The organism is Allomuricauda ruestringensis DSM 13258 (assembly GCF_000224085.1).
Taxonomy (GTDB): domain Bacteria; phylum Bacteroidota; class Bacteroidia; order Flavobacteriales; family Flavobacteriaceae; genus Flagellimonas; species Flagellimonas ruestringensis.
Window position 1 is genome coordinate 1,014,145 of the sequence record NC_015945.1, and the last position, 14,163, is coordinate 1,028,307.

At 41.2% G+C, this 14,163-nt stretch carries 14 protein-coding genes; 11 read left to right on the forward strand and 3 right to left on the reverse strand.

Going from position 1 to position 14,163, the window contains the following annotated elements; all coding sequences use genetic code 11:
• Positions 1-49 precede the first annotated feature (49 nt).
• From MURRU_RS04605 to MURRU_RS04655, 11 genes are all read left to right on the forward strand, one after another.
• Positions 50-1,177 (forward strand): aspartate aminotransferase family protein, encoded by a 1,128-nt coding sequence (locus MURRU_RS04605; RefSeq protein WP_014032258.1) that lies wholly within the window; start codon positions 50-52, stop codon positions 1,175-1,177.
• Positions 1,174-2,112, forward strand: coding sequence for a Rossmann-fold NAD(P)-binding domain-containing protein (locus MURRU_RS04610; RefSeq protein WP_014032259.1), 939 nt, complete (start codon positions 1,174-1,176; stop codon positions 2,110-2,112). Before MURRU_RS04605 ends, MURRU_RS04610 begins: the two co-directional genes overlap by 4 nt.
• Positions 2,109-2,855: an SDR family NAD(P)-dependent oxidoreductase gene (locus tag MURRU_RS04615; protein ID WP_014032260.1), complete on the forward strand. Its 747-nt coding sequence runs from the start codon at positions 2,109-2,111 to the stop codon at positions 2,853-2,855. Before MURRU_RS04610 ends, MURRU_RS04615 begins: the two co-directional genes overlap by 4 nt.
• 1 nt (position 2,856) lies before the next feature.
• Positions 2,857-3,636, forward strand: a complete 780-nt coding sequence (gene argB / locus MURRU_RS04620) for an acetylglutamate kinase (protein ID WP_014032261.1) — start codon at positions 2,857-2,859, stop codon at positions 3,634-3,636.
• Positions 3,633-4,703: a M20 family metallo-hydrolase gene (locus tag MURRU_RS04625; RefSeq protein ID WP_014032262.1), complete on the forward strand. Its 1,071-nt coding sequence runs from the start codon at positions 3,633-3,635 to the stop codon at positions 4,701-4,703. Before argB ends, MURRU_RS04625 begins: the two co-directional genes overlap by 4 nt.
• An 89-nt stretch (positions 4,704-4,792) precedes the next feature.
• The gene (gene argH, locus MURRU_RS04630) at positions 4,793-6,079 is read left to right on the forward strand and encodes an argininosuccinate lyase (RefSeq protein ID WP_014032263.1); all 1,287 of its coding nucleotides are present in this window, start codon (positions 4,793-4,795) and stop codon (positions 6,077-6,079) included.
• 149 nt (positions 6,080-6,228) lie between these two features.
• Positions 6,229-6,981, forward strand: coding sequence for a hypothetical protein (locus tag MURRU_RS04635; protein ID WP_014032264.1), 753 nt, complete (start codon positions 6,229-6,231; stop codon positions 6,979-6,981).
• A gap of 278 nt (positions 6,982-7,259) precedes the next feature.
• Positions 7,260-8,099, forward strand: a complete 840-nt coding sequence (locus MURRU_RS04640; protein WP_014032265.1) for a DUF5694 domain-containing protein — start codon at positions 7,260-7,262, stop codon at positions 8,097-8,099.
• Positions 8,100-8,390: 291 nt separating this feature from the next.
• Positions 8,391-10,580: a DUF5916 domain-containing protein gene (locus MURRU_RS04645; RefSeq protein WP_014032266.1), complete on the forward strand. Its 2,190-nt coding sequence runs from the start codon at positions 8,391-8,393 to the stop codon at positions 10,578-10,580.
• Between the two features lie 149 nt (positions 10,581-10,729).
• Positions 10,730-10,984 carry a type II toxin-antitoxin system Phd/YefM family antitoxin gene (locus tag MURRU_RS04650; RefSeq protein ID WP_014032267.1) on the forward strand — a complete coding sequence of 85 codons (255 nt, stop codon included), beginning with the start codon at positions 10,730-10,732 and terminating at the stop codon, positions 10,982-10,984.
• Between the two features lie 2 nt (positions 10,985-10,986).
• On the forward strand, positions 10,987-11,244 hold the full coding sequence (locus MURRU_RS04655; RefSeq protein WP_014032268.1) for a Txe/YoeB family addiction module toxin: 258 nt from the start codon (positions 10,987-10,989) through the stop codon (positions 11,242-11,244).
• An 84-nt stretch (positions 11,245-11,328) separates the two neighbouring features.
• On the opposite strand, the gene MURRU_RS04660 is transcribed toward MURRU_RS04655, so the two are convergent.
• Genes MURRU_RS04660 through MURRU_RS04670 form a run of 3 tightly spaced genes read right to left on the reverse strand, consistent with a single transcriptional unit; the run spans position 11,329 to position 14,083 of the window.
• Positions 11,329-12,168, reverse strand: coding sequence for a pseudouridine synthase (locus MURRU_RS04660; protein ID WP_041801313.1), 840 nt, complete (start codon positions 12,166-12,168; stop codon positions 11,329-11,331).
• A 60-nt stretch (positions 12,169-12,228) separates the two neighbouring features.
• Positions 12,229-13,134: a geranylgeranylglycerol-phosphate geranylgeranyltransferase gene (locus tag MURRU_RS04665; protein WP_014032270.1), complete on the reverse strand. Its 906-nt coding sequence runs from the start codon at positions 13,132-13,134 to the stop codon at positions 12,229-12,231.
• A gap of 10 nt (positions 13,135-13,144) precedes the next feature.
• Positions 13,145-14,083, reverse strand: a complete 939-nt coding sequence (locus tag MURRU_RS04670; protein WP_014032271.1) for a mevalonate kinase family protein — start codon at positions 14,081-14,083, stop codon at positions 13,145-13,147.
• Positions 14,084-14,163 lie beyond the last annotated feature (80 nt).

The following is a 14,163-nucleotide window of genomic DNA, read 5'->3' on the forward strand; positions in this document are numbered from 1 at the left end:
TCCTTAATTGTCCCCTTGAGGGGACTTTAGGGGTGTAAAAAACAGAAAAATGAAACTATTCGACGTATACCCACTTTACGATGTTACTCCAGTGAAGGCCAAAGGCATTGAGGTCTGGGACGACAAAGGGGAAAAATATCTGGATTTTTATGGAGGACATGCCGTAATTTCCATTGGCCACACCCATCCGCATTATGTAAAGCGAATTAAGGAGCAATTGGACAAGATGGCGTTTTACAGCAATTCCGTCCAAAATCCACTGCAAACAGCGTTGGCAGAAAAGTTGGGAACATTGTCTGGCTGTGAAAACTATGATTTGTTTATGTGCAATTCAGGGGCCGAAGCGAATGAAAACGCCCTGAAACTGGCCTCGTTCCACACAGGAAAGTCCAAGGTCATTGCCTTTACCAATAGCTTTCACGGAAGAACTTCGGCTGCGGTCGCTGCCACGGACAACCCGAGCATCAATGCTCCCATCAACAAACAACAAGAGGTTACTTTCTTGGCATTGAACGATTTTGATGCTTTTGAAAAGGCCATCAATAGCGATGATTATTGCGCTGTTATCTTGGAAGCCATTCAAGGCGTGGGTGGTTTGGATGAGCCTTCCACAGAATTTTTCCAGTTTATTGCCAAGAAATGCAAGGAAAACAATGTGGTTCTTATCGCCGATGAAGTACAATCGGGCTATGGCCGTAGCGGAAAGTTTTTTGCTTTTCAACATCATGGTATAGAACCCGACATCATTTCCATAGCCAAGGGCATGGGGAACGGTTTTCCAGTAGGTGGTATTTTAATTCATGAATCTTTTAAACCATCGTATGGCCTTTTGGGCACCACCTTTGGTGGAAACCATTTGGCCTGTGCCGCAAGTCTTGCTGTTTTGGAGGTTTTAGAAGATGAAAACCTGATTACCAACGCTGCGGAACTTGGCTCCTATTTCAAGGAAAAAGCTGAAGAGGTACCAGAAATCAAAAATATAAAAGGAAAAGGGTTGATGATTGGACTGGAGTTCGATTTTGAAGTTGCCGCCCTACGTAAAAAAATGATCGTGGAGCAGCACATGTTCACCGGCAGTGCCAAAAACAAGTATTTGTTGCGGTTCTTACCGGCCCTGAACATCACAAAAAGTGATATAGACCTATTCTTTGAAGCGCTCAAAAAAGCATTAAAATGAAGCATTATCTAACAGTTAACGATATAGCATCACTACCCGATTGGGTAGACGAAGCAATCAACCTAAAAAAAGACCCGTATCAGTTTGAAGGTTTGGGCAAACGAAAAACGATCTGCTTGCTGTTTTTCAACAATAGTCTCAGAACACGTTTGAGCACACAAAAAGCAGCCATGAACCTTGGTATGGAAGTAATGATCATGAATTTTGGCAATGAAGGCTGGGCACTGGAATACGGGGATGGCACAATAATGGACCAAGGCACTTCAGAACATATTAAGGAAGCTGCACAGGTGGTTTCCCAGTACGCTGATATTGTTGCCATCCGTGCTTTTGCAGGTTTGGTCGACAAAGAAAAAGATGAAGCCGAAGAAGTCATTAACGGATTTGCCAAATATGCATCCATTCCCGTAGTGAACATGGAAAGTTCGGTGGGTCACCCGCTTCAGGCATTGGCAGATGCCATAACTTTAAAGGAGAACGAAACCAAAAAGAGGCCTAAAGTGGTGCTTTCTTGGGCTCCCCATCCAAAAGCATTGCCGCATGCTGTGGCCAATTCGTTCACCCAGATGATGAAGCTACAGGACGCTGATTTTGTCATCACACATCCCGAAGGGTATGAACTAAATCCAGAGATAACCAAGGGGTGTACAATTGAGTATAATCAAGATGAAGCGTTGAAAGATGCCGATTTCGTCTACGTGAAAAACTGGAGCAGTTATTCCGATTATGGTAAAGTATTGAGCAAAGACACTAATTGGACGATTACAAAAGAAAAGCTGGGAAATGCAAAGTTTATGCACTGTCTTCCCGTTCGAAGAAATATGATCGTGGAGGATGCTGTTTTGGACAGTGAACAATCTTTGGTGGTGGAACAAGCCAAAAACAGGATTTTCTCAGCTCAAATTGTATTAAAGAAAATATTGGAAGACATATGAAACTGAAGGATAAGGTCTGTATCGTTACCGGAGCGACAAGTGGAATGGGGAGATCCATTGCCAAAGGACTTTCTGCCGAAGGAGCTAGGTTGGTACTTTCTGGCAGAAATCAGGAAAGAGGAAAGGCTTTGGAAGAAGAATTGGACAATGTCGTATTTCTGGCAGGCGACATTACGGACCCATCCTATAACAAAAAATTGGTCGATACGGCTATTGAAACTTATGGCAAGTTGGAAATTTTATCCTTGAACGCGGGTATTCTAGGTATTGGAAATGTTCAAGAGTTATCCATTGATACTTGGCAAAAAACCATCAACACCAATTTGAGCTCTATATTTTACCTTTGCAAATATGCCCTTCCATACTTACAGAAACAACCACAAGGCAATGTGTTGATCAATGCGTCAATTGCAGCCTTTAAGAGTTTCCCGAATCACCCGGCTTATTGCGCTTCAAAAGCTGCATCCGTGGCCCTAATGAAGCAAATGGCCGTTGATTACGCCCCAAAAATCAGGGTGAACGCTATTTGTCCCGGCCCTGTGGATACTCCCCTATTATGGGAGTCCGCCAAGGCTTTTGAAGAACCAGAAACTGCTGTGGAAAATGCGAAAAAGACTACATTGTTAAAAAGGTTGGGCACGCCTGAAGATATTACTAAACTTGTACTTTTTTTAGTATCCGATGATAGTTCATGGATTACGGGAACAACAGTGACCATAGATGGAGGGATTATAAATACATAAAATGAAACAAAAATTATCCGTAGTAAAAATAGGCGGAAACCTTATAGAAGATGCCGAAGGGTTTAAGCACGTATTAGAGCTTTTCTCTAAAATGAACGAAAATAAGATTTTAGTTCACGGAGGTGGTAAAAAAGCCTCAGAATTGGCAAATCAATTGGGTGTGGAATCCAAAATGGTGAACGGAAGAAGGATTACCAATGCCGAAACCCTGGACATTGCCCTAATGGTCTATGGAGGATTGGTAAGCAAAAAAATAGTGGCCAAGTTACAGGCATTGGGTACCGATGCCATTGGAATGAGCGGTGCCGATGCGAATGCGATTCAGGCCCATAAAAGGCCAAAAAAGAATGTAGATTTTGGCTTTGTGGGCGATGTGGACACCGTAAACACCTACGGTATTTTTAAGTTGCTTCAGGCTGGTTTTACCCCCGTTTTTTGTGCACTTACCCACGATGGAAAAGGACAAATGTTGAACACCAATGCCGACACCATTGCCGCCGAACTTGCCATTGCTATGTCCGATCAATTTGAAACAACACTTTACTATTGCTTCGATAAAAAAGGTGTGCTACAAGATGTTGAAGATGAAAACTCCGTAATTCAGCATATAGACTCCAAAGGCTATGATGAACTTTTGGCCTATGGAATCATTGCAGACGGAATGCTTCCCAAAATGCACAACTGTTTTTATGCCTTGCGCAACCATGTTGCCAAAGTTTGCGTAGGAAACACCAATATGCTGGAAGCGGACAACTCAGATTATACCACATTGACTTTATGAAAATTACCCAAAACATATTAACGGAAAAAGCCATTGAACTACTGAAAAAACTCATCAGCATACCCTCTTTTTCAGGTGAAGAAGATAAAACAGGGGATGCCATTGAAGCTTTTCTGCAAAGTTTTGGTGTAAAAACCCAAAGGCAGCACAACAACATTTATGCTTTCAACAAATATTTTGATGAGAGCAAACCCACCTTGTTACTAAATTCACACCACGACACGGTAAAGCCGAACAGTGCGTATACCAAAGACCCGTTTAATGCCCATATTGAAGACGGTAAATTGTACGGACTTGGCAGTAATGATGCAGGGGGATGTTTGGTATCGCTATTGGCCACTTTTGTTCATTTTTATGAGAAAGAAGGCCTAAGTCATAACATAATTGTGGCTGCCACGGGCGAAGAAGAGGATGCTGGAGAAAAAAGTATTAGAGCATTGCTCCCTATTCTTCCTAAAATAGATGTAGCCATCGTAGGCGAACCTACGCTCATGGATCTGGCCATAGCCGAAAAAGGACTGGTGGTTTTTGATGCTGTTGTGGAAGGAACACCATCCCATGCGGCACATCCCAACGACAACAATGCCATTTACAACACTATTGAGGTGTTACAATGGCTCAAAGATTATTCCTTTGATAAAGTTTCTGATGCGCTGGGCGAGGTAAAATTGACCACTACCCAAATCAATGCCGGGAACCAGCACAACGTAGTACCTGGCCATGCAGATTTGGTAATCGATGTTCGCGTGAACGATTGTTACAGCAATCAAGAAATTGCTGATATTCTTCAGAAAGAAGCACCGTGCAAAATGACTCCTCGTTCTTTACGGCTGAATTCATCTTGCATAAATCCCGACCATGATTTGGTGAAAAGTGGATTGGCTTTAGGGCGTAAAACTTATGGTTCCCCTACCTTGTCCGACCAAGCGGCACTGACATGTCAATCGGTAAAATTAGGCCCTGGTGATAGCACACGCTCCCATTCGGCCAACGAATTTATATTCGTCAACGAAGTTGAAGAAGGGATAGATATTTACATCAAAACCCTTACGGGATTTTTGCAATAGCACAAAAATTGGGCCCTGAGCGTAGTCGAAGGGCAATAGATATCGAAAGTATAAGATTCCCGCCTTCGCGGGAATGAAAAAGGAAAACTATGAAACTCTGGGACAAAGGATTCAGTACCGATAAAAAAATAGACCATTTTACCGTAGGCAATGATCGCGAATTGGATTTGGTATTGGCCAAATATGATGTGATCGCCTCCAAGGCGCACGCTAAAATGCTGGGCAAGGTCGGCCTGATTTCCGAAGAGGAAGCCAAGGATTTGACCAAAGCATTGGATGGTATTGCCAAAGACATCCAAAAAGGAAAGTTCGCCATCGAGGATGATTTTGAGGACATGCACTCCAAAATCGAGTTTATGTTGACCGAAAAATTGGGTGATACAGGTAAAAAAATCCATTCTGCACGTTCCCGGAACGATCAAGTTTTGGTAGCCATGCAATTGTACCTTAAAGATGAGCTTACCGAAATCAAAAATCAGGTAAAGGCTCTTTTTGACTTGCTGATGAATCTTGCGGACAAACACAAAAATGTCTTGCTGCCCGGGTACACCCATCTTCAGATTGCAATGCCGTCCTCTTTTGGGCTTTGGTTTTCCGCCTATGCCGAGAGTTTAGTAGATGACTTGTATTTTATACAGGCCGCCCATAAAGTTGCCGACCAAAATCCTCTTGGCAGTGCTGCAGGTTACGGAAGCTCGTTTCCCATTGATAGAAGTTTCACCACTGCCGAAATGGAATTTGCCACCCAAAAATATAATGTGGTGGCCGCCCAAATGGGCCGTGGTAAAGTGGAAAAAGCTACGGCTTTCGGGATTTCGAGCGTAGCTGCTACCTTATCCAAAATGGCCATGGACATTTGCCTGTACATGAGCCAGAATTTTGATTTTATCTCCTTCCCCAATGAACTCACCACGGGAAGCAGCATTATGCCGCACAAGAAAAACCCAGATGTGTTTGAATTGATCAGGGGCAAGTGCAATAAAATTCAAGCGGTGCCCAACCAACTCATTTTAATAATGAACAATTTGCCCAGCGGATACCACAGGGACCTTCAATTGGTGAAGGAGGTAATTGTTCCTGCGTTGCAGGATATGCATGCTTGTTTGGAGATGATGACTTTCAGCTTAAAGGAAATCAAGGTAAACAAAGCTATTTTGGACGACCCCAAATATGATTACCTCTTTAGTGTGGACACCTTGAACGAACTTGTAAAAAGTGGTATGCCATTCCGTGATGCCTATAAAACCATGGGCAAAGCCATAGAGAACGGCAACTTTAAACCGAAACGGGATATTGACCACACCCATGAAGGTAGTTTGGGCAATCTGTGTTTGGAGCAGATAAAGGAGAAAATGGAGAAAGTCCTTAATTCTTAAATTACAACTTACTTTTTTTAATCTTGGCTCAAATCCATCAATTCAAATGGGCCATTCGTCAATTGGGCTTTAATCTTAACATTAAATTTCTCGAACTTCCTCTTTTGCTGAACAAGCATTCACCAATTTTTTTGACCATACATTAACAAATGAACCCTTATATAGGCAGTGATACTGGTTTAGAAAAAAATAAGAGAAGTCCACATTTTGGACGTTATCGACTATGTTTCAATCAGGTATACCCTTTTAGAGAACCACTATACAACAGACTGGTAATTAAAATCAAAAATACTGTTGAAGCAAAAACAGTTTTTGACAATCTTCCAGAGCACATCCAAATCATCTATTTTTTTAAGCAAAAAAATATACGGGAAAACAAATACTGGAATCTCGATTTCTTTGAAGATGAAGATACATTTTTGGTATTTGAATTGGTTTCCGATGTTATATACATTGCTCTGGAAAATATATACTATAGTGTGGTAGAGTTAGCCCCTTTTATGGAGGACTGCCATTTTTTTGTCTTTTCCAATGGGGATGGAAATACAAATTGGATCGATGAGTATTGTGTTAAGAGCAACAAAGTTACCTTAAAAAGAAGTTATATTAAAAATGAAACGTATACCGGACGCTTGGATTTTTATCTTAAAAAAGCAGAAGAAAATCCAAAGGACAACAACTTTTTAAAGTTCGTTTTGTTCCAACTTTATAATAGTTTGCATTCTTGGACAAAAGGTTTGGAAAAGTATCCAACAAAAAACAGTGCCAATAATTCATCGCTAAAAGGCACCTACATCCACTATTTAAATAAATTGTACAGTATTGATCAAGATTGTCAAGATTTATATGCTTTGAACAAAAAATACAATTTCGATTCCATTGTATTGAAGCCAAAAGGTTAGATTTTGCTTGAAGATATGGGGAAGTTGTAAAGTTCGTCTATTCGAACTGTACACCCTATTTGGACACGGAACTTTAACTAGAAAAATACTAATTTTACTTATCTGTGCCAAACTTGTTTTGGCATCTGTCGATATAAATCATTAAAACGATTTATACCCTTTAACGATAAGTGCAACTCTCCAAAATCCAAGCAAAACTTTGCGCTTCGATAAGGATATTTTCATTTACACTGTAACAATACGTTCTCCCCTATCATCCTTAAAAGAAAACCATATCCATGCGCCAATTGTCTTTTCTTTTAGTTTTAGTTGCCACTTTTTCCTTGGGTCAAGCCCAACTAAAGGCACCTTCTGAATTTTATCCAGCCCAAAAAACCAAAGTACTGGTTGTAGGCACTTTTCATTTTGATTTTCCGGGGTTGGACGAAGTAAAAACCGCCGATGAAAACAAAATCGATGTTTTAAAAGAGCCCAAAAAGTCGGAATTGGAAGAACTGGTGGCCTACATCAAAAAATTCAAGCCCACCAAAATTGCCATCGAGGCCGGGCCCTCTTGGAACACCATGCAAAAGTTCGAGGAGTACAAAAATGGAGAACATCGTAACAACAGGGACGAGCGCTACCAGTTGGGCATGCGCATCGCCGCTGATCTAGGATTGGATTCCGTTTATGGAATAGATGCCACAACCTTACGCAATGATCTTTACGAAAAGGATTCCGTTTACCTCAGAGAACTTTTGGAGAATGTAAACTGGGAAATGGAGGACCCTTTTTGGCGCTACGCCGAGGAGTACTTTGACTATCGGGACAAAAAAATGAAAGATGTACATCTGTTGGATTTTATAAAAGCCATGAACACCCGCGAAGGACACAATTTTAATTTTGGTCTTTACCTTACAGGCAGCATTGCTACTGGTGATGGCCAAGGAGCGGACCACCTTTCCATTTGGTGGTACAACCGCAATGTGCGTATCTTTTCCAAGCTCATCAATATCACCAAAAGTCCAGAAGAACGGATTTTAGTGATTTTTGGCAATGGACATGCAGCTGTTTTACGTCAGTTATTAGAAGCTTCACCCCAGTACGACTTTGTGGAGTTCGGCAGTATAGATAATTAAACTACTGATTGTCCGTTTAATGTCATAATGATGTTTTTGGCGTCATGTTGAACTTGTTTCAACATCTCATCCTGCTGAACATGAGCATCTTTATGTGACCCTGAATCAAGTTCAGGGTGACGTTGGTAATATTATGACACATTGCGGACATTCAATTTAAACTATATCCATTGCGCAACAAGAAACCTCTTTTTAAATCAAAAAATACCTATTTGAGAATTTAGATGGGGTTATATTGAATCATTGTTTAAAATCAAAGTAAATTATTACTTTTGTCTCACTAAACAAGCAATGATCAACCGACACTTTTCAACCCCCGTTCTCGTGGCTTTTGCCATGCTCTTTTGCACACTTTCGTTTGCCCAAAAGAAGAATGCCGATTACAAAATCCACCTAATCAAAACCAGTGAAACCTTTACCATAGATGGTAAGGGTGACGAGGCCACTTGGCAAAAGGCAGAAGCTGCCAAGGACTTTTTTATGGTATTGCCCATGGATGACCGCAAGGCCACACAGCCCTCAGAGGTGAAGATGGCCTATGACGACAAACAGCTTTACCTTTTGGCCACATTTTTTAAAACACCTGGGAATACCTACGTGGTGGAATCGCTCCGTAGGGATTTCTCCTTTGGAGGCAACGATAATTTTCTATTGTTCATGGACCCGTTCAACAATCAGACCACGGGTTTTAGTTTTGGAGCAAATGCCTATGGGGCGCAGTGGGACGGCACTATGTCCAATGGAGGCAGCATAGACCTCAACTGGGACAGTAAATGGGTGTCCGAAGTACAGAGTTATGAAGATAAATGGGTGGTGGAAATGGCCATTCCCTTTAAATCCATTCGCTACGAAAAAGATGTAACCGAATGGGGTGTCAATTTTTCTAGATTGGACCTCAGCACCAACGAAAAATCGAGTTGGACACCTATTCCAAGGCAGTTCCCAACAGCCTCTTTGGCCTATACGGGCACCATGGTCTGGGACAACCCACCACCCGAACAGGGGCTCAATTATTCCCTCATTCCATACGTTTTGGGCACGGTGGGCAATTCGACCATCGACGGTATTTCTTATGATGATGAATTTAAAGTGGGAGGGGATCTAAAATTGGGGCTTACCTCATCCTTGAATTTAGACCTCACCATCAACCCGGATTTTTCACAGGTTGAAGCGGATCGCCAAGTGGCCAATTTGACCCGATTTGAACTCTTTTTCCCGGAAAGACGTCAGTTTTTCCTTGAAAATGCCGACCTCTTTGCCAGTTTCGGGTACGATGAGATTCGTCCTTTCTTTTCACGTAGGATAGGACTGGGCGTCCCCATTATTGCAGGTGCCCGGGTAAGTGGAAACCTTAATAGAAACCTCCGTTTGGGCTTAATGGACATGCAAACCGAGAAAATGGACGAAACAGGCCTTCCCAGTCAAAACTTTGCGGTGCTTTCGTTGCAACAAAAAGTATTTTCGCGTTCCAATATTGGTTTGATGTTCGTAAACAAGGAATCCTTGGACTACGAAGCTATGGCCGACAGCTTAAAAACCGAATACACCAAATTCAACCGAAATTTAGGGTTGGAATACAACTTGGCATCTGCCGATAACAAGTACAATGGAAAGGTATTTATGCTCAAATCCTTTGGGCCAGATTCCTCTTATAACGGTTTGGCACAAGGCGCCCATTTGGAATACAGCAGCCGAAATTGGAACTGGCGCGTACAACAGGAATATATTTCCCAAAATTTTACCTCCGAAGTAGGTTTTGTACCGCGAAACAATTATATCAAGCTGGAAGGTTCCGTAGGGTATCTGTTTTTGCCCGCAAGCGATAAAGTAGTGAGCCATGGTCCGCAGTACACAGGTTTTTATTATTTCGACCCAAGCATGAACTCTACGGATTATGTATCTATTCTAGGATACGCAGTAAACTTTTTGGACCGTAGCTCTTTGGGAGTTGATGTTTTTAATGAATATGTACAACTTTTGGCTCCATTTGACCCTACCAATACGGGCAAGGAAGAATTGGCGGCGGGTACACAACACCACTGGAACGGGGCTTATATTTCATATAATTCACGTCCTAAAAGTTTGTTTACCTACAATATGACCACGCGATTGGGCCGCTATTTTTCGGGAGGGTACCGCACCAATATAAACGCGGAATTAGGGTATCGTTTTCAGCCGTATGTGAGTTTGGGCGCTAGACTTAGTTACAATAATTTAGATTTACCCGACCCTTGGTACACTACCGATTTTTGGTTGGTGGGCACCGAGGCCGACATTACCTTTACCAATAAACTGTTTTGGAATACCCTGTTCCAATACAACGAACAGAGTAATAATTTTGGTATAAACTCCAGATTGCAATGGCGCTACGCCCCTGCCTCTGACCTCTTCCTCGTTTTTAACAACAACGAACAACTATCGCCCCTCGAGGGTAATTTATGGTCGTTGACGCTCAAGTTTACGTATTGGTTTAATCGGTGATTGGAATCCGTCAATTCAAAAGGGGCATTCGTCAATTGCCCCCCCTTGCTGGCACGAGTGTGACACTCGTGCCATACCCAAAGACATCACGAAAAGTTTGCAATATCAAATATTTGTACATAAATTTGTACACAATAAAGTATAGTATTATGCAGATTACGAGTGTATCGGACTTCAGAAAAGATATTAAGACCTACTTGGACAGGGTAGTGAAAGATTTTGAAACCTTAGTCATCAACCGTGGAAAAGATTCCGGGATAGTAGTCATGTCTTTACAAGAATACAATTCATTAATGGCCACAAGCCATGAACTATCCTCTCGAAAAAATGAAATGAGATTGGATTCCGCTATTGAGAAACTAAAAAAAGGAGAATCTTTCGATAAGGATCTAATCAAAGATTGACCATGAAATATGTATTTGTGGACGAATCTTGGGAGGATTATTTGTATTGGCAAAAAACGGACAAAAAAAAGGTTAGGAAAATAAATGCCCTTTTAAAGGACATAGCTCGAAACCCTTTTGACGGAATTGGAAAACCAGAACCTTTAAAACACAAATACTCCGGGTTTTGGTCAAGAAGAATTGATAGTGAACACAGACTGATATACCAATACAGAGACGAGGAAATATTGATTGCAAAATGTAGGTTCCATTATGACTAAATAGATAGAAACCCCCATATTGGCGCGAGTATCACATTCGTACCCTTTTGCTGGCGCGAGCCTCTTGGCCCGTACCTCTTGATATTACTTTATATTCTTCAAATTAATTACCTCCTGCTCGGTCAAGTGTCGCCAATGGCCTCGTGGCAAATCCTTTTTGGTAAGTCCAGCAAAAATAACACGGTCCAATTTGGTAACATTGTACCCCAAATGCTCAAAAATACGGCGCACAATGCGGTTACGTCCGCTGTGAATCTCCACCCCTACTTCACGTTTTGGCGCTCCTTGAATGTAACTTACACTATCCACGGTAATTGGGCCATCTTCCAACTCCAGACCAGCTTCAATTTTGTGTAGGTCGGCCAAACTTAGATTATTGTCCAAATGCACATGGTAAATTTTACGCACGTTATGTTTGGGATGGGTCAATTTTTTGGTGAGGTCACCGTCGTTGGTGAACAGTAGAAGTCCAGTGGTATTTCTATCCAAACGGCCCACGGGTAACAAACGATTGTTCGAGGCACTCGAAATCAACTCCATTACGGTACGGCGTCCCTTTTCATCACTCGTAGTGGTGATAAAATTCTTGGGTTTGTTCAGCAAAATGTACTCCTTCTTTTCCAAGTTCAGTCGCTTTCCATCAAAACGTACATCATCGGAACGTTTTACCTTAAAACCCATTTCGGTGATGGTCTTTCCATTAACCGTAACATTCCCGGCAGCAATAAAAGTATCCGCTTCCCTTCGGGAACAAATGCCAGCATTGGCAATGTAGCGGTTCAAACGAATTACATCCGGATTGGATGGTTTTCTTGGAGCGCTCTGCTTTGGTTTTGAGGAAAATTTTTTGTCAAACGGTTTTTTTCTATCCCCGCCCTTGAAGTTTTTGGAAGGTCTTCTACCTTTGTTGTCTGATTTCGCCATCAGTCGAATTTTTTGCAAATGTAGTCTTTTTAAACTCCAAAAAACCTAAAGAACAAAGAATTACAAAATTCGGTTCAGCGCCACATCCACATCAACTAAAAGGATACTGAAAACGCCTGCCACAATTATAAATTTAATGATGTTGTGCAGCCAAACGTAGTGCTTTTTGCCATTGGCCCTCCACAGTAAGAACAAAAACAAAATCAAAAGGGCGATACAGGCCATAAAGTATAAGTACATATACCCCACATCAAAGGTTTTGATAAGTAAAAGGGCAGGAAACAAGGTAAGGACAATGAGCAGGGAAATGATGGTTTTTGATACGTTTGGACCATAAATAATGGGAATGGTTTTATAATTCTGGGCCATATCACCAGCCATATTCTCCAAATCTTTGATCATTTCGCGGGCCAAAATCAACAAAAACAAGAAAATGGCGTGCACAAAAATCACCGTTTGAAAGTTCTGATAATACACAAAAACCACAAAAAATGGAGCAATGGCCAAAGTAGAGGACACTAAATTCCCCATAAAAGGAATACGCTTTAGTTTGTGCGAGTAAATCCAGATACCAAAAATATAGGCAGAAAAAAACAGCACCGCCTTAAACGAAATATAACTGGCGGCAAAAACAGCCAAAAAATTGAGGATAAAATAGGTGGTCAATTTAAAACGCTGGCTCACTAAACGGTCCAACATACTTTTAGTGGGCTTGTTGATCAAATCCTTTTCGGCATCGTAAAAGTTATTGATGATATACCCACTTGCAATAGTAAGTGCCGAAGCGGTAACGATCAGGAACAGATTTAAGTCCAAAACCACCTTGCGAAGAGGAATATTGGGTGCCAAAATATAGATGGACGCCAAGTATTGCGCCAACGTAATCACAAGGATATTATAACCTCTGACCACGGAAAACAGACTCAACAGCTTAAAAAGCAAGAGTTTGTTTTTTCTACTAAGCATGGACTTGCTTTTAGAAGTTGTACACTACTTCCAAATTATGGCCTTTGAGTGCCTTTTTGGCCTTTTCCAAATCTTGGGTAAAGCCCAAAATATATCCGCCGCCACCAGAACCACAAAGTTTGAGGTAGTAATCGTTGGTTTCGATTCCTTTTTGCCAAAGTTGGTGGAATTTGGATGGAATCATCGGTTTAAAATGGTCAAAAACCACGTGCGACAATTGTTTTAGATTTCCGAACAACGATTTTACATTGCCGTTTAAAAAATCTTCTACGCAGGCATCGGTGTGTTTTACAAATTGATTTTTCACCATATTACGAAAGCCTTCCTGCTTCATGTTTTCCATAAACAATTGTACCATAGGTGCGGTTTCTCCTGTCATTCCGCTGTCCAATAAGAATACTGCTCCTTTTCCTTCGGTATTTTGTGAAGGAATACTGGTGGATTCGATATTGTCCTTGGAATTGATCAATATGGGAAGACTCAAATAACTGTTCAATGGGTCCAATCCTGAAGATTTACCATGGAAGAAAGATTCCATTTTCCCGAAAATCTTCTTTAACCGAAGCAATTTTTCACGGGTCAGATTTTCCAAAACCGTGATTTTGTTCATGGCATAGCGGTCGTAAATAGCAGCGACCAAAGCACCACTGCTACCAATACCATAGCCTTGTGGAATGGAGCTGTCAAAGTACATTCCGTCGGCCACATCCTTTTCCAAAACTTCAATATCAAAAGAAACCAAACCAGGCTCTTCAATCTCAAGATTTTTTAAATATTCGGCAAAAGCCATTAAGCTTTTATTAGATTTTAGGGCCATTTCGGAATCGTTCTTGTCCCTTTTCAATGCCCCTTTAAAAAAATTATAGGGTATTGATAGTCCTTTGGAGTCTCTAATAATGCCGTACTCCCCGAACAATAAAATTTTGGAATAAAATAATGGACCTTTCATATAATACAACTAAGATACAAACAAATTTTGTTTAGTTTTTGACAAAACTCGATAAACAAATCGAATTCATCTATAAAAAA